The sequence below is a fragment of the Ligilactobacillus araffinosus DSM 20653 genome (assembly GCF_001435375.1).
Classification (GTDB): domain Bacteria; phylum Bacillota; class Bacilli; order Lactobacillales; family Lactobacillaceae; genus Ligilactobacillus; species Ligilactobacillus araffinosus.
The window spans coordinates 1-19,682 of the sequence record NZ_AYYZ01000030.1; the positions used below are offsets into that span (position 1 = coordinate 1).

Genomic DNA, 19,682 nt, shown 5'->3' on the forward strand with positions numbered 1-19,682 from the left:
GCCAGCACAACAACCAGCTGCAAGTACAACAGCTAACAAGCCAGCACAACAACCAGTTGCAAGTACAACAGCTAACAAGCCAGCACAAACAACAGTAAGCAAACCAGTTGTAGATACAACAATGGTAAGCAAGCCGATTGAAAATAGGGCGGTAACAAGCAAGCTAGTTGTGGATACAAGAACAGTAAGCAAGCCAACAACAAAACAAACGTTGAAAAAAGCTGAATCGTCAGCTGTTAAGACAGTTGATGTAACTGGTGTAAATCAAGCTAAGAAGACAACAAACAATAGTATGCGTTCTGTTGCAAGTAAGAAGGCAAGCTTACCAGTTACAGGTGAGAGTTCAAATTCTCTGAAAGAAATTGGATTAGTAATGAGCAGTGCTGTCTTAGGACTGTTAGGTTTATTCGGCTTTGCTGATAAAAAGAAACACTAGTAAAGTTTTTGGCTAATTAAATGCTCCCTTTTAGGGAGCATTTTTTATTATAAATTTAATATGAAAGTTGTCATGGATTATATTTATGTGTAAAATTAAACTTTAGTATATTTAAGGTAATGAGGTATTTATATGAATAAAAATAATAAAGTAGATATAGTTATTCCTTGGGTTGATGGATATGATAAAAAATGGGAAAAAAAAGCTGCGCCATATATTAAAAAGGGATTAGAAAATGAAGCTTCCGAAAATAAAAATGTTGATGATCGTAGGTATCGAGACTGGGATATTTTAAAATATTCTTTTAGAAGCATTGAAAAATATTTTGGATGGGCACATAAGGTTTATTTAGTTACTGATGAACAGCAGCCTAAATGGCTAAATACGACATATTCTAAGGTAGAGATTATAGATCATAAGCAGATTATTGATCAAAAATATTTACCACTTTTTAATTCAAGTGCCATATTACTAAATCTGTATAAGATTCCCAACTTAGCTGAAAATTTTGTTTTGATGAATGATGACATGCTTTTTACAAGTCCAATCAAAAAAGATACATATTTTAAAAATGGCTTGCCAAAAGATTTTATGGTTGAAAATGCATTGACCGCATCGATTGACTTTTTTAAAAATTTATTTAATTCAATGCAATTAATTAATAGTACTTTTAATAAGAGAGAATTTATAAAGAAGAATTTTAGTAAGTATTTTTCATATCACTACGGTATTGATAATTTTAGAACCTTATTATCATTTCCATATCAATATTATACTGGCTTTCAGTCAATTCATTGCGTACAACCATATTTAAAAAGTGCGTTTGAAAAAGTTTGGGAGCTGTATCCAGAACGTCTACAACAAACGTGTACTCATAAAACTCGTGATGAGCGAGATGTAACAGAATGGCTGGTTCGTTATTACCAGCTAGCTTCAGGAGAATTTATACCAGATAAGGTTCATAAAGGGAAATACTTTAATTTAGGTGATAAGGGTGCCTTAGACGAAATTGAAGATATTTTAAAGAAAAGAAAATATTATTCAATTTGTTTAAATGACGATAATGTAACAGATTTTGAAAGTACTTTGAATAGAATCACTAAGATTTTACAAAGTGTATTTCCTCGAAAATCAAGATATGAACTTTAATATTTTTAGACTACATATGTAAACTTGTAAATTTTATCGAACTGTAGCAAAAGTCGGATAATTATATTTTATAGTTGCTATTGCTACACATAAATCATATCAACATTGCTTTATGGTAAAGTTACTATCTTGTTTATAATTACTTAAGGAGAACGTTATGGGAAAGTATTTATTAGAAGTGCATGGATGGACTAAAAATGACGGTGGATCGAAAGCAATTAATGATGTCAATTATTTTTTAAAAAAGTTAGGATTTATAAATATTCAATCTCCAAATTCGAAGGGAAAAAAAGCGCTATATTTACTGACTAAATTTCCATATGAAATAAAAAAGTTATCGGGAATTATTGTTGTTCAATTTACAGGGGGAAAATTGCAAAAAAGAATTGCAAAAGTAATAAAGAAAAATAAAAGATTAAAACTAATTTATATTATTCATGATTTGGAAGCGTTACGCTATAACTCAGATAATCATGATCCAAAATTGACGCAAGAAGAAATTGACTTAATGAAAGAGGCAGATGGGATTATTTCATTAAGTCAACCAATGACAGATTGGTTACGCAAACAAGGGGTACAGTGTAAAATTGGTAATCTTGGTATGTGGGATTATTTTACTACCAAACCTTTTGTGGACGAGAATAACTATGATTATTCAGTATGCTTTGCTGGAAATTTAAATAAGTCAGAATTTTTGAGAACATATACAGGAAATCAAAAAATAAGTTGTTATGGCACATTAAATAACGTTGAGTTGCCTCCTAATCTTATTTATAAAGGTGTATTTTCTCCAGATGACGTCTCTCAAAAAATTAAAGAAAATTTTGGTTTGATATGGGATGGAGGTAGTAGTGAAACTTGTTCTGGAAAAGCTGGTGAATATTTGAAATATAATAGTCCACATAAGACAGCGTTATATTTAAGCTCAGGCATACCCGTAATTGTATGGGAGAATGCCGCGGTAGCTGAATATGTGAAGAAATACGATTGCGGTATTTTGATAAAGAGTCTAGGTGAAATAGATATAAGGTTGAAAAGTATTGCTCAAGATCAATATTCAGAGTTAGTACATAATGCGCAACTTGTAGGAGAACAAATGCGGAGTGGTAAATTTTTAAAAGATGCTTTAGAAAATTTAATTTAATTATTATAATCTAACCATAATCCTTTTTATATTGAAATTTAAAAAAAATTAAGTATAATTATATGGGTAGTTTTTATATTAAAAAATTGAGGCAAACATGTGAAAAGTAAATTTAAGTATATTTTAATAAGTATTGTATCTATTGTGTTGATTACTGTAATGGTGGCTTTTTTAGATAAAAGCTGTATGGCCCATTATTATTTTGAAAGAATGATGGGTCATGAATATCCAAATATTAGTGGCTATCATAGAGTTACCGTTGATGAGATGAACGGTACAACTGATCGAGATAAAGAACAAAAGATAAAAAAACTGATGATGGCAAACAAAATTAATGGAATTGTATTATTTGGTGACATAGCTCAAAAGCCTAATATCGTTGAAAGTAGTCAAAATGAAGACAGTAAGATTGGCCCGAATGTTTTATATCCAATTGCCTCATTGCAAAAAGTGTATACTGGAATTGCAATTCAAAAATTAATTAATGAACATAAAGTTTGTTTATCAACAACGCTTAATAAATTTTATCCCAATATTCCATATAGTAATAAAATTACAATTGGAGATTTGCTGTCTCATCTTTCTGGAATTGATGATGGAAATCAACAGACACTAACTGTATTGAAAAATGAAAATGATACATTATCATTTATTGAAAAAAATTTAAATTCCACAGGAAAAATTGGTAAATGGAATTATTCTGATAGTGACTATGCTTTACTTGCTGGAATAATATCAAAATTGTCAGGAATGAGCTATCAAAGTTATATAAGTAAAAATATTATTATTCCATATAAGCTAAAAAATACGAAATTTTATAATCAAGTTAATAATAAAACAGATGTAATTAGCGGAAACGTGCAGAGTATGGGAAATGGATTATGTTTTGAGAATTTAAAGAAAAAAATGTCAGTTGCATTAGGAGCTGGCGGAATGTTTAGTAGCGCAATTGATTATTGGAACTTTATTAATTATTTAACAAGCAATAAAATTATTCCTTTAGGTACCATCACGTCAAGTTCGAATAAATATTATGATGGCGTTTATCTAGGAAAAGGAACTTTTCATGCGGATGGTTCGATGAATGGTTGCCAAAGTTGTTTCATTATGAGTTATGACAGCAACCAAACATTTATTTTATTTTCAAATAATATTTCGTTTAAACAGATGTTAAACATTAGAGGTAAATTAGCTGATATTTGTTTTGAATAAATAAAAGTAAGCCCTAAATCTTAGATATTGATTTTCTAAGATTTGGGGCTTATATATTTTGAAATTATTTTTTATTGAACATTCCTAGATCAGCAAATAACAACAGTGGAACGAAGTTAAACGATGCGTCTAGGTAGTGCTGATCGATTCCAGCGCTGATAAAGATGATAACGAAGGCTAATTCGATCGGTAAGTAGTTTTGATTCTTCAAGAAACGGTTATTCAACATGAAGAACAGGACGATCGAAATCAGCAACATTGGGATCCCATACATCCATAAAATTCGGAAGAACGATGCGTCAATGAAGAATCCGGCACCCCCACCAGGCTGATAGATGTATCGACCAGTGAAGCTGATTGGAAAGTGTTGGAAAAGCGTTTGTTCATGTGATAACCGGCCTGACAAAGCACTGTTGATCAGGCTCAGGATCTTATTGCTTGGGAAACAAGTAAATAAGAATCCAATCAGGTAGATCAAAAACATGTAAACCAACATTGCAATATTGACCGCTTTAATACTGATTTTCTTGAACAGTTGCTTGATCTTTGGATAAGCAACTAAGAGGATCATCAGTAACAGCGAAAGCAACAGATCGACCCGTGTTCCGGTAATCAAATAGAACCAGAAGATTACCATAATGAATGAAATATATTCTGGTAAACGCAGTTTAAACTTTTTCAAAACAGCATAGGCCAACAAGAGAGATAATCCGCGGGCAGCATAATCAGTTGGATAGGCCATTCCTAGAGCATATCGATAAACCGGCGAATACAAACTCCGCGTGGTTGAATAGTTCCAAATAACGCCGGACAATGCTAAAATCGCAGCCACGATCATAAATGTAATGTTCGTTAGCATAAAGACTTTTAAAATTTGTTCAGCTTTGACACCTTTAGCACCGATGATAAAGAAACTAAAGTAAAATACATCAACGCTCGCAGCAATGTATGACGACATATACAGGTAAAATTCCATCAAAAAGAAGATTGTCAGTTCTTGCCAATTATGTTCATCAAGAAACAGAATTTTGATGGTAACCATTAATGCGGGAATTAATTCAAGAATAAAGATGAATTCTTGCGAGAAAAACATAAACATCTGACTGTTTTTGATCATGCTTGCAACGATAAAAATCGATAGTGCAGTCAGATATAAGGTAGAAGCAATATTTGGATGAGTTTCTTTAAATTTTCTTGCTTTTGTAGCCCAATTGGTTAAAATCGAATCCATTTACATCACCTGCTTAACAATTTGATCTAATGCAGTCTTGGTGTAGAGACCTTCACGCAACCGCATTGCCATGTTGATGGCATTTTGCTTGATCGTCTTGTATTCGTCATCCGTGATTTGCGCAAGGATGTCATCAAGATCATTTAAATTGTCGATGGCTAAGCCAACATGGTTTTCTTCGATGAATTTGGCCATGGCCGCTTTCTTCCAGATAATCACAGGGATACCGGAACTTAAGTACAATGATGTCTTGTGCGGAGCATTGAATTGCAAGTAATGGCCGTATGTTCCAGAACAGGTATCAAGTTCGTCGCCGTCCCATACAAGGCCAAAGTTTTGTGTCAACTTCTTTGGCAATTCTTCAGGTGAAAGTTTGCCTTCATATTGGATGCAGGCTGGGTATTGGTCTGCCGGATTTGGTCCGTACAGTGTTAACTTAGTGTCCTTTAAGTTCAACTTGGTCAAGAATGTTGATTTTTCTAAACTGCCAGCGAAGACAACGGATTTGTTGTAATCCATATCTTGATTGATCAATTGCGGATTTTGGTAATCAAAAATTCCAAGGTTAACGATTGGAACGGTGATTCCATGTTCTTTTAACCAGTCCGTCATTGGTTGGTTATGTGCAATGATCCCGTCAGCTTGTTTCAAAAGCCGTAATTCATTGTCTGAGTAATTATCAGTATCATCGAACATCCGAATTCCCTCAATATCATGGATCACATAAACCAATTTGGCATGGGTGTACTTTTTAATGTCTTCAATTAAGTGATTCATTAAAAAGGTTGAGTACATTGGGTATTGAAAGACGATTACATCCGCGTCGTTGGCGTGCTTAAGCAACTTAGGAATGGTGACTTTACTATATTTGAGTTTTTGTAGCTTAGCTTTAAAACTGCGATCTTGTGGATGAATGATAAATGGTAAAAGGATTTCCTTAAATCCATCCTGTTTCGCAAATGTAAAAACATCATTCCGGGCTTTGCGACCACCATTCATTGTGTTGTCATCGAGGTCATTAATAATGTAGTTTTTCATTTTGATTAATTCTCCTTCAGTTCTTTAAGCGCTGTATGCATTGCCGTTTTAATGAAGTATCCTGAACGTAATTTTTCAGCAACGGCAAGGGTATTTTGTTTCATTGTCTGATAATCTTCAGCGGTCATTTGATCCAGCCGGTCATTGATTTCATTAAGACTTGCGACGGCGAATCCAACATTATTTTCAGTAATAAACTGTGCCAGTGCGGCTTCCTTCCAAATAATTACTGGAAGACCAGAGCTTAAATACAATGATGTTTTGTGCGGATTATTGTACTTAAGATAGTGACCGTAAGTTCCGTCACACGTTGTCGTGCTTGTACCATCCCAAACTAACCCGAAGTTTTGGGTTAAATAAGCCGGTAATTCGTCAGGATCAAGGCTTCCTTGATAGTTGACGTTTGGTTGGTATTGTTCAGCTGGATTTGGTCCAAAAAGAGTTAATGGGAAATCTGGATTAAATTTTGATAAAAATTCAGATTTAGCCAAATTACCTGCGAAAACAACGCTCTTGTCAAATGAATTATTCATACTCAATTGTTGCGGGTTATAGTAATCAAACAGGTTTAAGTTCACGATTTTAGCATTAACGTGCTGCTGATTTAACCAGTCAGTCATAAATTGATTATGCGAAATGATCAGGTCAGCGGCGTTTAAAATGTTCATTTCATCCCGTTGGTAACCACCATCTTGGAACATCCGGATGCTTTCAACATCGTGAATCACAATGATCAAATTAGCATGAGTATTTTTTTTAATTGCCGGAATTAACTTATTCATAATAAACGTTGAATAAATTGGATATTGAAAGACAATGTTATTAGCATCTTGAATTTTTTTAATTGCTTTTGGAATGGTAATAAAGCCATCCTTAAATTTCCGAATTTGGGCTCCAAGACTTTTATCTTCTGGATGGATCGTGATCGGAATATTAAGTTCCTTGAACCCATCTTCGGTTAAGAAACGTGTAATGTCGTTCTTAGCCTTTTGGCCCCCGTTAAGAACTGGGTCATCAATATTTACAAGATAATTATTCATTATTTGCTCCTTGATTCGAAAAAATTTTATATAGATAAGGTAATTATACGTCACAACAATGTAATGGAGCAACGCAAAATGTATTGTTATTTAAGTACATTTTAATGACAATTAATGATTAATTAATCTAAGATTAACTTTATTTTACCGGAAAAATATAATATAATACTCGGATAGTGGCTATTCTATAAGAAAGTAGGACCTTTAATGAAATCTGAAATTTATGTCGTTAGTCATAAACAGACCCGGATGCCTGAAGGAAAGATTTATTATCCGCTTCAAGTTGGAACGGCAAAGGAAACCTTTAAAGGGTATTTACGGGACAATACGGGGGATAACATTGCTGATCGTAATCAGAATTACTCAGAATTAACGGCGCAATACTGGGCTGCTCATAACCGTCAAGCAGACGTTAAAGGACTTGTTCATTACCGCCGGCTTTTCTCTGACGGTGGAAGTCACTTTTTTGCAACTGTTAATCAAAAATATAGACATGTAATGAATGAAAAACAGTTAACCAAATTGATGGACAAATATGATATGATTTTGCCAAGAAAGCGAAATTACTACATTGAAACTTCGTGGTCGCACTATGAACATATTCACCACATCAAGGATATGGAGACGACCCGGGAAGTATTGGAAGAAAAGTATCCGGATTATGTTCCGTATTTTGACAAGTGTGTTCAACGGACGTCAGCTCATATGTTTAACATGTTTATTGCTAAGTCAGCGATTTTTAATGAATACACTGATTGGTTAATGGATGTGCTTTTTGAAGTTGAAAAACGAACAGATATTACCGGATATACTTCATATGAACAGCGAATTTACGGCTTTATCAGTGAATTGCTGATGGATGTTTGGGTTGAAAAGAATGAAATTAACTATACGGAAGTTCCAGTGATGTTTATGGGTAAGCAACATTGGGTTAAGAAGATCATGTCATTTTTAATGCGGAAGATCAAAGGAAACCCTAATAAAGACGAAAAGTAGTTTTTAGTTTGTGAGGTGGCTTTTTTGTCAGTCAAAAAACAAAATAAGGCCTATTTGTTTGTAAAGAGATTACTGGATATCGTGATTTCGGTAACTGCTTTAATTTTTTTAATACCAGTGACCTTAGTAATTTTCATTATTGATCGTTTTGGCGACAATAAGGGCCCGGTATTTTACAAACAAAAACGTATTGGAAAAGACCATAAGATATTTTACATGTATAAATACCGGTCGATGATCGTTGGCGCGGAAAAGCGCCTGGAAGAAGACCCGCAACTTTATCAAAAGTACATTGAAAACGGGTATAAGCTTCCACCGGATGAAGATCCGCGAATTACTAAGTTTGGTAGCTTCTTACGAAAATCATCAATTGACGAGTTACCGCAATTCTTTAATATTTTAAAAGGCGACATGTCATTGATCGGACCCCGGCCGATTGTTGAAGCTGAGTTAAAAGAATACGGCGATCGGGTAGATAAGTTTCTTTCAGTTAAGCCTGGAGCAATGGGATACTGGCAAGCTTCCGGCAGAAGTAATATTATGTATCCGGAACGGTGTGACCTTGAGTTATACTATGTCGATCATGCATCATTATGGTTTGACATTAAGGTCTTTTTTAAGAATATTGTTGCAATTTTTAAGGCCGATGGCGCTTTTTAAAGAACATTGAGGATTAATATGGAAGAAAAGCTGAGTATAATCATTCCGGTATATAACGACGAGAAATATTTAAAACGTTGTTTGGATTCGATTATTAATTTAGATTATCAAAATTTAGAAATAATTTTAGTAGATGATGGTTCAACGGATGATTCGCTTGCTATTATGACGGATTATGCCGCCCAGGATAAGCGGGTCAAAGCAATCAGTCAGCAGAATCTAGGCGTTTCGGCTGCTCGAAATACTGGTTTGGTACAGGCGACAGGTGACTACATCATGTTTGTTGATGCGGATGACTACGTTCTTTCACCGCTTAAGATCGTGTTGAATGATGAACAAACAGCGGATCTGAACGTTTTCGGATTTGAATCTGGTAAAGAACAAAAAGTGGTGCGTGCTAAGTACTATGATGCTAATGAATCCATGCATGCTAAGACGATGATGATGGAAAATCCAACCCAATATTTGACAGCATGGGGAAAGCTTTTTAAGCATGCTTTGATCAAGAAATATAATCTGAGATTCAATACTAATCTGCGCGTTGCTGAAGATGGCAATTTTATGTTGCAATATTTGATGAAATGCGAAACGATTAAGCTTTCATTGCCGGTTGGTTACCATTATTCAAAGGATACGGAATCAGTAATGACAACCTTTGATCGGAAATCAGAGGATTACCTTGCTGCCTTAGAAGAATCTGAACGGAATTTGGAAGGGTGTCCGGCTGAAATTCAGAAAGCATTTAATATATACGTGATGATGCACTTTAACATTATCATGGTTCATGAGACATTTGCATCAGCTAATCCGGTTAAATACGGCTTGAAAATCAAGCAATTAAAACAGCTTTTAAATAAACCAATTTTTAAAGAGGCTTTGTCAGAAATTAAGACTAGTGAATGCCACGGATTACGGATGTTGCCAATTGCTTTGCTTAAAATGCACGCTTATCATTTAGCTTCTGTGCTATTTACCCTTAGAGCTAAGCAAAATGAAAGTCAAATGAAATAATCATTGAGTTGCGTATAGCAGCTCTTTTTTGTTACAACAATTTTAATTTATTAATAAATAGTTAAGATTTTAACTAGAAATAAAGCGGTCCATCCCAAAGGTATAGAATGTTTAGTTGGAGGAGGTTTGTGTTATGCAGAGTCATAATTTTATGCATAAGATTATAACAGTTTTAAGTGCATTTTTTTCATTATTTATAATTTTAGGAAATAGTACATATACTGTAAGTGCTAGTCAAGTAAGTGTTCAGGGATTAGGTGCTGCTGATGCGACGATTACCGATGTAAAAACCGGGAAAGTTGAGGCTAACACTTCACAGTTAGATAAGTTTGGGGCTTATAACGTTTCTTACAATTGGAGTATCCAAGATGGAATCACTATTAATAATGGGGATACAACTACATTTACAATTCCCAATAATGTTCAAGTAGCTCAGGATGAAACTTGCAATGTTTATGATCAAAATAAACAAATTGTTGGTACAGCGACGATCAAGGCTGGATCACATACCGGAACAATTACTTTTAATAATATATTAGGAAATAAAACTGGACGCAAAGGAACTCTTCAAGTTGGTGTTACGGGAACTTATGTAAATAATAGTGGTAATAATAATACGCCTAATAGTGGACCTGGAACGGATCAAGGAAATACAAACGGGCAAGGATCTGGCACCGGGCAAGCACCAACCATTAATAAAGTCGGGTGGTATGATAAAAATAATAGTAAATTGGCATGGTGGCAGATCGTTGCTAATATGAATAATGTAGATCTTAAAAATCCGATAATTACTGATAATATGGGAGCTGGCATGCAATTAGTTCCGGGATCGTTAACCGTTAAAGAAGGAAATTATGTAAACGGAACATTTGAAGAAGAAAAAGATATAACAAGTCAATGTAGTATCACGACAAATGGTAGTGAAATCACTGTAAAACTTCCAGCTGGTACAACTGACCAGACAATTGCTGTTGAATATCAAACCAAAATGATCAGTGATGAATCGAGTTATACTAACTCGGCTGTAATTTCGGCTGATAATGTAAGCCAAAAAATAAGCAATTCAGCTACATTACCAGGAAATATCAAAGCAACAGCAACGTATTATCAAGGGCAAATTTCAGTAAAGAAAGTCGATGCTGAAACTGGTGAAGCATTGCCTAGCGCATCGTTTACGTTATTTGGTGATCACGATCAGGCGTTAAAAACAGAAAAAACCGATGCAAACGGAGTTGCAATATTTAATAATTTAGCTAACGGGACCTACTATGTGAAAGAGACTGGGGCACCAAGTGGGTATGCAATTGATTCAAGCTATCAAAAGGTGACCCTAGATTCAAGCGTTGAGTCAACTGCAATTACAGTTAAAGACCAAAAGTTACCAGTAAGTAGTTCAAGTTCATCAACTGTTTCATCATCAAGTAGCAGTAAGTCAAGCTCAAGCGGCAAGAGTTCATCAGCTGTTTCATCATCAAGTAGCAGTAAGTCAAGCTCAAGCAGCAAGAGTTCATCAGTTGTTTCATCATCAAGCAGCAAGAGCTTAATTATTAAGAACTCATCAGTATTAAGGGCTTCAGCAAATAGTCGCAATACTGAAAGTTTAATGTCAAATTCAACTAATAAGCTAAGCAAGAATAAGGTAAATCACAGTCAAGATGCAACTATAAATAATAGTACAAACCAAAGTAGTGTAGCAGTTATTGGAAATAACAAGGACAGCAACATTCAAGGCGGTCAAACAAGTCGACACAGTGAAGGGTCAGCTGTTCAAGGTAATAAGGGTAGCAACCGCAACGGTGAAGGCTTACCACAAACTGGTGAAGCAGCCGCAACCGCAACAATCGGTTTGGGAATTGTACTAATTGCAATTTCAGGAGTAGTTGTTTTTAACAAGAAAAACTAATTTGTTGAGGTAAATAAAAAGTCTTAGAGATCGTGCTAAGACTTTTTTATTATAAAAAATTAAATGTTTTAAAATGCTCTGAGCATTAAAGGTAAATTAATTATAAGGATAAGGGTAAAGTCAAAGTTTTTTATTAAGCGTTTATAACTGTAATAACGTTCTCTTATTATGACAATTAATTTTATAAAAAACAATTCGGAAGTTTTACCGAATCATTTTTTATATCCAAAGCGGGGAAGACTCAATGGCGTTTAAGTGTGAGTTAAGTGATTGGATGTTTATTGAAATTATAGTGATTATTTTAGTAAACAGCAGCATTTAAGAATTTAATAAAAATAAAGGGGCATAATTAGTATCAATTATATTGAAATAATATATAAATAACTCAGAGTAAGGGCTTTTCAGAGGAGTGAAAGGCTAATTAAAAATTGGCAGGTATAACAGATTGTTTTATACTTAAAACGTTATGTAAATCAGGTAAGGAATAAGAATCAAAATGAAATTAGTAGAAAAGAGGTATTTCGATGAAAAAAATAAGTAAGGAAAAACGCGAAATGATTATTCGCCGAGCTTTGTACTTCGGATTACCTTTGATCATTATGGTGGTTATTTATGCAATATTGCATGTATATCCTTTTGGAAAGCTTTCATTATTAACGTATGACATGGGGGAACAATACGTTGACTTTTTTGCGTTTTATAAGGATACATTGTTGCATCATCCAAGCCAATTATTGTATTCATTTACAAATGGAATTGGTGGCGAAACATTAGGATTGTGGGCTTATTACTTATTGAGTCCATTTAACTTGATTCTATTATTCTTCCCGAAGAGCATGTTGCCGGTTGGAATAATGATAATGACGCTGATCAAATACGGTTGTGCCGGCTTAGCGCTTGGTTATTGCTTAGAAAAGATGCACTGGACAGATCAAAAATGGATTCCGGCCGCAACAGTTTGTTATGCCTTAATGGGCTGGATCCTTGCCAATGAATTTAATATCATGTGGCTTGACGTTTTAGTTCTTCTGCCGTTTATCCTATACGGAATTGAAAAGATTTTTGATGAAGATCGGTCATTTTACTATACGGTTTTTCTGGCACTAACGCTGTTTATTAACTTCTATATGGGATACATGGTCTGCATTTTTGTAGTTCTGTATTTCATTTGGACAGCCGTTCGCAAATGGCAAAACTGGAAAACGTTCGGTAAGAAAGCAGCCCGTTTTAGTATCAGTTCGCTTTTAGCGGCGGGTTCTGTTGCCTTTCTACTGTTGCCAACATATTTTGATATTACGAAGAGTAAAGGGGTTTATACCCAACAAACGATTCAATCAGTGATTGAATACCAACCATGGAAGATGCTCAGCAAGTTCATGATTGGAACGATCAATGATAACCAAATTCAAAATGGGTTTCCAAATTTATTTGTTGGTGCTTTGATTATCGGCGGTTTTATTTTGTACTTTTTAGCAAAGAAGATTCCGTGGAGAGAAAAAATCACGGCTGGGTTAGTTTGTGTCTTCATGTTCTTTGCAATGTGTTGGCAACCGCTTGATCTAGTATGGCATGCTTTCCAATATCCGGTATTTTACCCGTACCGTTTTAGTTATTTAGTAAGTACATGGATGATTTTGCTTGCTTTGCGAGGATTGGCAAAGCTTGGAAAGCCGAAAATTTATCAGCTAGTAATTACGTTTATCATTCCGGTAATTTGCTGGATCGTTATCTTTATTAACCGGAAGAAGTTCAACTTTTTAACGGTTCCAAATGCGATTGCAACTTTGATTTTCTGGATCATAATTTTTGGAATTATGACCTGGATGTTAATGGGCTGGAACAAGCAAATTAAGAAGTTTAATCTGCAGATGTTATCTTCAGGCTTAATGCTTGTTTTGATTGTGGCTGAATGCGGGATGAACGGGTATCAAACAATCAAGAATATCCCGGGCGCTAGCGAAGTTAGCTACACGAATTTTGTAGCTAACCTCGACTGTGACATTGCATGGATCAATAACCAGGATAACGGGCATACGTTTTACCGAATCGGCAAGACTTTCCAACGCAGTGAAAACGATTCGTTGAATGCGGGGTATCGCGGACTGTCAGGATTTACTTCAACGCAAAATGCAGCAGTCACAAGTTTCATGAACTCAATGGGTCAGCCGAACTACCTTGGAAAGGAAAACTACACGGAAGGAACGTTACTGACCGACTCGATCATGGGAGCTAAGTACTTCCTTGCACCAACTGACCAGTTTGGTAATTTAGCCAATAGTAATGCAGTGATACCGGCAACTTCATACCGGCCGGATATTTCGTTCTATGGTCCGGTTAAACGAATCAATGGGGTAACGATTTATCAGAATCCGTTAGCATTATCGGTCGGGTTTGCGGCAACAAAGGATGTTTTGTCATCGAAGAATAACTTCCCATCAAGTGATTTTACAGCGGATAATCAAAGTTATCTGTTGAATACGATTGCAGGAACACACCGGCAATACTTTGATAAGGTTGGCTATCATACTAAGATGACTAACTGTACATTAGATGGTGGGGCCAATGGTAATTTGATTACCACTGATCCGAATCAACCATCAACCTATGAAATTCAGCTAAAAAATGTCGGTGCTGAACCATACTATATTCAGTTAACGACTGGAATTGTTTGGAACTCGTCGATCACGATCAATGGAAATAATATGCCGGGAATGGGAAATGGCTCTCAACCAACGTTATTTAACGTTTCAGCCAACACTCCTGGACAAGACATCACGATCGATATCAATCCCAATAACGGCAAAACGATCGATTTAAACGATCTTGAGGTTTATAAATTTAACCTTTCAGCATTTGAAAAAACAATTTATTCTGTGATGAACAATCAATGGAACTTAACCAATAATGGCCGGTTGCAATTACGAGGCGACATTGATATTCCGCATAGTAAAGATGTAATGATGACTACGATTCCATTTAACAAGGGGTGGAGTGCAAAGGTTGATGGGCAAAAAGTTAAACCGCGGGAAGCCTTTGGAACGTTCTTAGCAATTCCGATGACTCCGGGACGGCACCACGTAGCCTTATCGTTCTGGCCACCGCTATTAACCCTTGGAATTATCGTAACTTTGATTACGTGGGCAATTTTAGTGCTATGCTGGCGGTATGAAAAGAAAAAATAAAAGAAGCGCTGTGATTTGAATCACAGCGTTTCTTTTTATTTTTCAAACGAAGATTTTTTATTAAATTTTTCATTTAAGATTGAGCGTAATAAATTGATATTTTGATCAAAATGATGAATATCGCGATCGTTCATACAAATCGAAAAATATTTTTCACTATTTATGGCTTTTTTTATGCCTTCGAATTGATCAATCTCAAAGTATTGATAGCGTTGTGGTGAAGATGGGAAAAAATTTCCAGTTACTAAATTATAATAACGGACGATCCATTCAGAAATATCGTGTTTTCCGCGTACACGATGTGTGATGGTTTTATGACACTCAGTTGGAAAAACATTTTCAACAACGTTTTTAAATTCAGACTTTAGATATGGCTGTACACAATGTCGATTGTAAAAGCCAGTAAAATATCGGTAAAAGCAACTTCCCAATGAACGGACAATTTGAACCCCATAATGCGGGTTGAGATATTTATTCAATAATTGTTTAAGGACTTCTCGTTTATTAAACTTACGGTTAATAAGCATTACTGTGTTCATTAAAATATATGCAAAATCCTCGTGAGGTGAAATTGGCGATTCGATTAAAAAATCGCGTGGCTGACCACTAACGAAAAAATCTTCCGGTCTGGACGGACGGGTAAATAGCATATCATCTTCAATAACCATGAAGTGTTCGCTAAGACCAGGAATTTTATAGATATTCATTAAAATCGCATTTGAATTGAATGTTGGCAAAAATTGCTTTTCGATTATTTCATGATGATCGATAACTTGAACATGTGCATTATTTATATCTAGCCAATCAGGAGTCTGATTATCCGTAACAAGAAAAATTTGATTAATCCATGGAAGATATTGGTCAATGCTCCGAAATAGGTACTTTAAAGTCCCCCAATCGCGGAACCGTTCACCATTAAAATCTTTAACTGAAAGATAGGGGGCTGCTTTTTGTTGCCATTGAGGATCTTCTCCGTTTACCCAAGGGATGACAAGATCAATTGGCCCGTTTTTCACATAAATCATCCTTTACCAAATAGTTAGTTACTCTGTACAATCCTTTTGTCCATTGTATGATACAAAATTCTAAGGCCAAAATTCAAGAGTTTTCACATTTTTTTCTTATTATGTTAAAAAGAATTTTGTATTTAAAAAAATTAATTATTGAAATAACTTTAGTACTTAAAAAATTGCTGATTTATTTTTTTGTTCGCGAATTTATAAAAAATTAATATATTGATGCAGATTAATCAGTAATTTTCTAAAAAATATAAAAGAAAAATAATCGATTTTGAATGATTTTATCAATTAAAAACGAACTATCGAAAATGGTATTGCTTTTATAATTTGTGTTCTACTATAATAAGACTGATGAATTTGAGAAAAGAGGGATTTTAATGAAGAGGATCAAGAAAGTTTTACTTTCACTTCTTGTAATTTTAGGATTAGTAACATTAACCGCCGCTTCAAGCGTTCATGCGGATAGCGATTATACTCCCAAGCATTTAACAGTGGAATTTGTTCCATCGTCAAATGCGCAAAAAATGTCTGCCCGGGTTAAACCGCTTGCCAAGTTGTTGGAACAACAATTACATATTCCAGTAACGGTTACTGTGTCAACCAACTACAATACGATCGTTGAAGCGATGGGTTCAAAGAAAGTTGATGTCGGTTTCTTACCGCCGGATGCTTACGTTCAAGCTCACAAACAATATGGGGTTAAGGTTCTTTTACAAGCTCAACGTTTTGGTTATAAAGAGCCAGATGATCAACCAACGAATCAACTTGTAAATTACTATCGTGCTCAAATCGTTGTTCGTAAAGGCAGTGGGATTAAAAATCTTAAGGATTTAAAGGGAAAGAAAATTGCAGTTCAAGACACAACTTCAAGTTCAGGATGGGTATTCCCAGTTGCTTGCATGGAAGAACATGGAATCAACATTAATAAGGATCATATCCAAACGGTTCAAGTTAAAGGTTATGACCAAGCTGTAATGTCGGTTTATAATGGCAATACAGATGCTGCCTTCATTTTCCAAGGCGCTCGGAACCTTGTAAAGAAGGACGCACCTGACGTTATGAAAAAGGTAGTTTCGATTTACACAACGCCTAAAATTCCAAATGATACGATTTCTGTTCGTGGCGATATGAGTCCCGCATTCCAGAAGAAGTTGATTAAGGCCTTCCAAAACATTGCGAAGTCAAAGAAGGGACATGCAATCATTTCAAGTGTATATCAACATGAAGGATATGTACCTGCTAAGGACAGCGACTTTAATACTGTTCGAAAATACGATAAGATCGTTCAAAAAATCAATCAATAATTGGAAAGGTTGAACATTTTTTATGGAAGAACCGTTAATTGAGATTCGAAATGTCAGCAAGGTATATGATAGTGGGACTGTTGGCCTGAAAAACATTAATTTAACAATTCAAAAAGGTGAATTTGTGGTTGTTGTTGGGTTATCCGGGGCCGGTAAGAGTACACTATTGCGAACGATTAATCGGATGCATGATGTCACAGATGGCGACATTTTGATTGAAGGGAAATCGATCATTCACTACAAGGGAAAAGAACTTCGAAAATTGCGGCGGAAAATCGGAATGATTTTCCAAAACTTTAATTTAGTAAAACGTTCATCTGTTCAACGCAATGTTTTATCTGGAAGAGTGGGTTACTATTCAACCTTCAAGTCAGTGCTGGGCTTATTTTCAAAGGAAGATAAGCAAAAAGCAGTTGATGCCTTGAAACAGGTTAAAATGGCAGATAAAATTTATTCCCGAGCTGACGAACTTTCTGGCGGTCAACAACAACGGGTCGCCATTGCACGGGCATTAATGCAGGATCCGAAAATCATGTTAGCCGACGAACCGATTGCTTCGCTTGACCCGTTAACAACAAAAGCCGTTATGGATGAGTTAAAGGAACTTAATCGGAAATTAGGAATAACAGTGATTGTTAACTTGCACTCGGTTCCGCTGGCAATGCAATATGCTGATCGAATTATTGGTTTACGGGCTGGGGAATTGGTTTACGATAAATCAATTGCAGAAGTTCAAGAAACGGACTTTGATTCAATTTATGAAGGAGCGGCAAAGGAAAATGAATGAAGTACCTAAAAGATCGTTTGCACAGCGGTTCCATCTTAAATTAGTTGTATGGTCAGTTTTATTTATTGTTCTGCTTTGCGGTTCAGCAGCATTAACCGGGGTTAACTGGGGAGAGTTTTTCAGTAATATTGGTCAATTCTTCAGTTTGATCGGTAAAATGGCGCATCCGGATTGGAAATATATTCAAATTGTTATCCAGCCGGTAATTCAAACATTGCAAATGGCAATTGTTGGAACAACGATTGGAACTTTAATTGCAGTGCCATTTTCAGTTGTCGCAGCGCGTAATTTAGTCAAAAATCCAGTGGTCCGCGGAATAATTCGCTTTATTTTAAATCTTGTTCGGACGTTACCAGATTTACTTTTAGCAGCTATTATGGTTGCAATCGTCGGAATTGGCCCGAGTGCGGGAGTCTGGACATTAGCAATTTTTTCATTCGGGATGATTTCCAAACTGTTTTACGAATCAATTGAAACAATTGACGATGGGCAACTCGAAGCTTTACGAGCAGCCGGAGCAAATTATTTTCAGATTATCGTTTTTGCCGTTTTGCCACAAGTAATTGAAAACTTTATCAGTTATTTCCTTTACACGTTTGAAATCAATGTACGAGCATCAACGGTTTTAGGATACTTAGGCGCTGGGGGGATTGGAATGCTGTTGCAGCAATCGCTAGATTCCTTTAATTATAGTCAAACGGCAATCATTATTCTTGCGACGTTAATTGTTGTTTTAATAATTGATGGGTTAAGTAATTATTTACGGGAGAAATTGGATTAAATGAGTAAAGCATCGAAAAATAAAAAGTATGGTTGGATATTCTGGGGAATCCTGATCATTGCAGTGTATGTGTGGGCAATTCTTGGAATGAATTTATCCGGGATCCAATCGTCAGCAGTTCAAGTTACAAAGTCAATTTTCAACGGAATATGTCATCCGGATTGGCATTACGTCTATAATGGCAGTGGTGAAGATTTAGTGTCGCTGATTATTCAAACTTTAGCGATTGCTTTTCTCGGAACATTTGTTTCAGCATTTTTAAGTGTCCCCTTTGCATTTTTAGCAGCCCGGTCATCAAAGCATCTTCAGGTTCGATCAAAGATTGGAAAATTTATTTTGGTATTTATCCGGACATTTCCTGAAATCGTACTTGCAATTATGTTTATTAAAGCGGTTGGCCCAGGGGCTTTTGCTGGGGTTTTAGCCGTCTCGATTCACTCGATTGGGATGCTGGGAAAACTCTTTAGCGAATCACTGGAAAACATGGATCATGGGGCCGAAGAAGCAATTTTATCTGTTGGCGGAACGAAAAGTGATGCACTTTTCTTAGCAACGTTGCCGGATATTATGCCGCAGTTCTTGTCATACACTTTGTACCGGTTTGAAATTGCAGTCCGTTCAGCTTCAATCTTAGGAATGGTTGGTGCTGGCGGAATCGGAACTCCATTGTTGTTCGCAATTCAAACTCGGACATGGAGTCGGGTCGGCATTATTCTTTTAGGAATCGTAGTGACGGTTACGGTGATTGACTGGATCTCAGGAACTTTGAGAAGAAAACTTGGTTAAAAA

At 35.6% G+C, this 19,682-nt stretch carries 16 protein-coding genes and 1 pseudogene; 13 read left to right on the top strand and 4 right to left on the bottom strand.

All coding sequences use genetic code 11. From position 1 onward, the window contains the following. The 4 genes and pseudogenes from FC64_RS06600 to FC64_RS06615 form a co-directional block, all read left to right on the top strand. A pseudogene (locus FC64_RS06600) lies at positions 1-436 on the top strand (hypothetical protein); the annotation flags it as partial. Between the two features lie 132 nt (positions 437-568). Beyond that, positions 569-1,585, top strand: a complete 1,017-nt coding sequence (locus FC64_RS06605) for a hypothetical protein (RefSeq protein ID WP_057907128.1) — start codon at positions 569-571, stop codon at positions 1,583-1,585. A gap of 157 nt (positions 1,586-1,742) precedes the next feature. Next, positions 1,743-2,729: a glycosyltransferase gene (locus FC64_RS06610; protein ID WP_057907129.1), complete on the top strand. Its 987-nt coding sequence runs from the start codon at positions 1,743-1,745 to the stop codon at positions 2,727-2,729. A gap of 99 nt (positions 2,730-2,828) precedes the next feature. Continuing rightward, on the top strand, positions 2,829-3,941 hold the full coding sequence (locus tag FC64_RS06615) for a serine hydrolase domain-containing protein (protein WP_081035662.1): 1,113 nt from the start codon (positions 2,829-2,831) through the stop codon (positions 3,939-3,941). Positions 3,942-4,005: 64 nt separating this feature from the next. On the opposite strand, the gene FC64_RS06620 is transcribed toward FC64_RS06615, so the two are convergent. From FC64_RS06620 to FC64_RS06630, 3 genes are read right to left on the bottom strand one after another with little or no spacing between them, the layout of a single operon-like run. After that, complete coding sequence (locus tag FC64_RS06620; RefSeq protein ID WP_057907131.1) at positions 4,006-5,172, bottom strand: hypothetical protein; 1,167 nt, start codon at positions 5,170-5,172, stop codon at positions 4,006-4,008. Continuing rightward, positions 5,173-6,210 (bottom strand): sugar transferase, encoded by a 1,038-nt coding sequence (locus FC64_RS06625; protein ID WP_057907132.1) that lies wholly within the window; start codon positions 6,208-6,210, stop codon positions 5,173-5,175. It abuts the gene before it with no gap. Between the two features lie 5 nt (positions 6,211-6,215). Beyond that, positions 6,216-7,250 (bottom strand): glycosyltransferase, encoded by a 1,035-nt coding sequence (locus tag FC64_RS06630; RefSeq protein ID WP_057907133.1) that lies wholly within the window; start codon positions 7,248-7,250, stop codon positions 6,216-6,218. A 207-nt stretch (positions 7,251-7,457) separates the two neighbouring features. Between FC64_RS06630 and FC64_RS06635 the strand changes: the two genes are divergently transcribed. From FC64_RS06635 to FC64_RS06655, 5 genes are all read left to right on the top strand, one after another. After that, on the top strand, positions 7,458-8,246 hold the full coding sequence (locus tag FC64_RS06635) for a DUF4422 domain-containing protein (RefSeq protein ID WP_057907134.1): 789 nt from the start codon (positions 7,458-7,460) through the stop codon (positions 8,244-8,246). 24 nt (positions 8,247-8,270) lie between these two features. Then, on the top strand, positions 8,271-8,906 hold the full coding sequence (locus FC64_RS06640) for a sugar transferase (protein ID WP_235804852.1): 636 nt from the start codon (positions 8,271-8,273) through the stop codon (positions 8,904-8,906). 18 nt (positions 8,907-8,924) lie between these two features. Further along, positions 8,925-9,917 (top strand): glycosyltransferase family 2 protein, encoded by a 993-nt coding sequence (locus FC64_RS06645; RefSeq protein ID WP_057907136.1) that lies wholly within the window; start codon positions 8,925-8,927, stop codon positions 9,915-9,917. Positions 9,918-10,050: 133 nt separating this feature from the next. After that, a complete protein-coding gene (locus FC64_RS06650) occupies positions 10,051-11,820 on the top strand; it encodes an LPXTG cell wall anchor domain-containing protein (RefSeq protein ID WP_057907137.1) in 1,770 nt (589 codons plus the stop codon). Between the two features lie 524 nt (positions 11,821-12,344). Beyond that, a complete protein-coding gene (locus tag FC64_RS06655; protein WP_057907138.1) occupies positions 12,345-15,002 on the top strand; it encodes a YfhO family protein in 2,658 nt (885 codons plus the stop codon). 35 nt (positions 15,003-15,037) lie between these two features. On the opposite strand, the gene FC64_RS06660 is transcribed toward FC64_RS06655, so the two are convergent. Next, positions 15,038-16,018, bottom strand: a complete 981-nt coding sequence (locus FC64_RS06660; protein ID WP_202987284.1) for a stealth family protein — start codon at positions 16,016-16,018, stop codon at positions 15,038-15,040. A gap of 380 nt (positions 16,019-16,398) precedes the next feature. Here FC64_RS06660 and FC64_RS06665 point away from each other — a divergent pair, with 380 nt between their 5' ends. The 4 genes from FC64_RS06665 to phnE (FC64_RS06680) are packed head-to-tail and all read left to right on the top strand — an operon-like array spanning position 16,399 to position 19,679. Next, a complete protein-coding gene (locus FC64_RS06665; RefSeq protein ID WP_057907140.1) occupies positions 16,399-17,325 on the top strand; it encodes a phosphate/phosphite/phosphonate ABC transporter substrate-binding protein in 927 nt (308 codons plus the stop codon). A 22-nt stretch (positions 17,326-17,347) separates the two neighbouring features. Then, entirely contained in the window at positions 17,348-18,112 is a 765-nt protein-coding gene (gene phnC, locus FC64_RS06670; protein WP_057907141.1) for a phosphonate ABC transporter ATP-binding protein, read from the top strand. Beyond that, positions 18,105-18,893 (top strand): phosphonate ABC transporter, permease protein PhnE, encoded by a 789-nt coding sequence (phnE, locus tag FC64_RS06675; protein ID WP_057907142.1) that lies wholly within the window; start codon positions 18,105-18,107, stop codon positions 18,891-18,893. The genes phnC and phnE (FC64_RS06675) overlap by 8 nt, the downstream gene beginning before the upstream one ends. Continuing rightward, entirely contained in the window at positions 18,894-19,679 is a 786-nt protein-coding gene (phnE, locus tag FC64_RS06680) for a phosphonate ABC transporter, permease protein PhnE (RefSeq protein ID WP_057907143.1), read from the top strand. Positions 19,680-19,682 lie beyond the last annotated feature (3 nt).

Bases quoted from the DNA above. Each gene is read 5' to 3' on its own strand.
- FC64_RS06605 (WP_057907128.1), top strand. From the start codon at position 569: ATGAATAAAAATAATAAAGTAGATATAGTTATTCCTTGGGTTGATGGA.
- FC64_RS06610 (WP_057907129.1), top strand. From the start codon at position 1,743: ATGGGAAAGTATTTATTAGAAGTGCATGGATGGACTAAAAATGACGGT.
- FC64_RS06620 (WP_057907131.1), bottom strand. From the start codon at position 5,172: ATGGATTCGATTTTAACCAATTGGGCTACAAAAGCAAGAAAATTTAAA.
- FC64_RS06625 (WP_057907132.1), bottom strand. From the start codon at position 6,210: ATGAAAAACTACATTATTAATGACCTCGATGACAACACAATGAATGGT.
- FC64_RS06630 (WP_057907133.1), bottom strand. From the start codon at position 7,250: ATGAATAATTATCTTGTAAATATTGATGACCCAGTTCTTAACGGGGGC.
- FC64_RS06635 (WP_057907134.1), top strand. From the start codon at position 7,458: ATGAAATCTGAAATTTATGTCGTTAGTCATAAACAGACCCGGATGCCT.
- FC64_RS06645 (WP_057907136.1), top strand. From the start codon at position 8,925: ATGGAAGAAAAGCTGAGTATAATCATTCCGGTATATAACGACGAGAAA.
- FC64_RS06650 (WP_057907137.1), top strand. From the start codon at position 10,051: ATGCAGAGTCATAATTTTATGCATAAGATTATAACAGTTTTAAGTGCA.
- FC64_RS06655 (WP_057907138.1), top strand. From the start codon at position 12,345: ATGAAAAAAATAAGTAAGGAAAAACGCGAAATGATTATTCGCCGAGCT.
- FC64_RS06665 (WP_057907140.1), top strand. From the start codon at position 16,399: ATGAAGAGGATCAAGAAAGTTTTACTTTCACTTCTTGTAATTTTAGGA.
- phnC (WP_057907141.1), top strand. From the start codon at position 17,348: ATGGAAGAACCGTTAATTGAGATTCGAAATGTCAGCAAGGTATATGAT.
- phnE (WP_057907142.1), top strand. From the start codon at position 18,105: ATGAATGAAGTACCTAAAAGATCGTTTGCACAGCGGTTCCATCTTAAA.
- phnE (WP_057907143.1), top strand. From the start codon at position 18,894: ATGAGTAAAGCATCGAAAAATAAAAAGTATGGTTGGATATTCTGGGGA.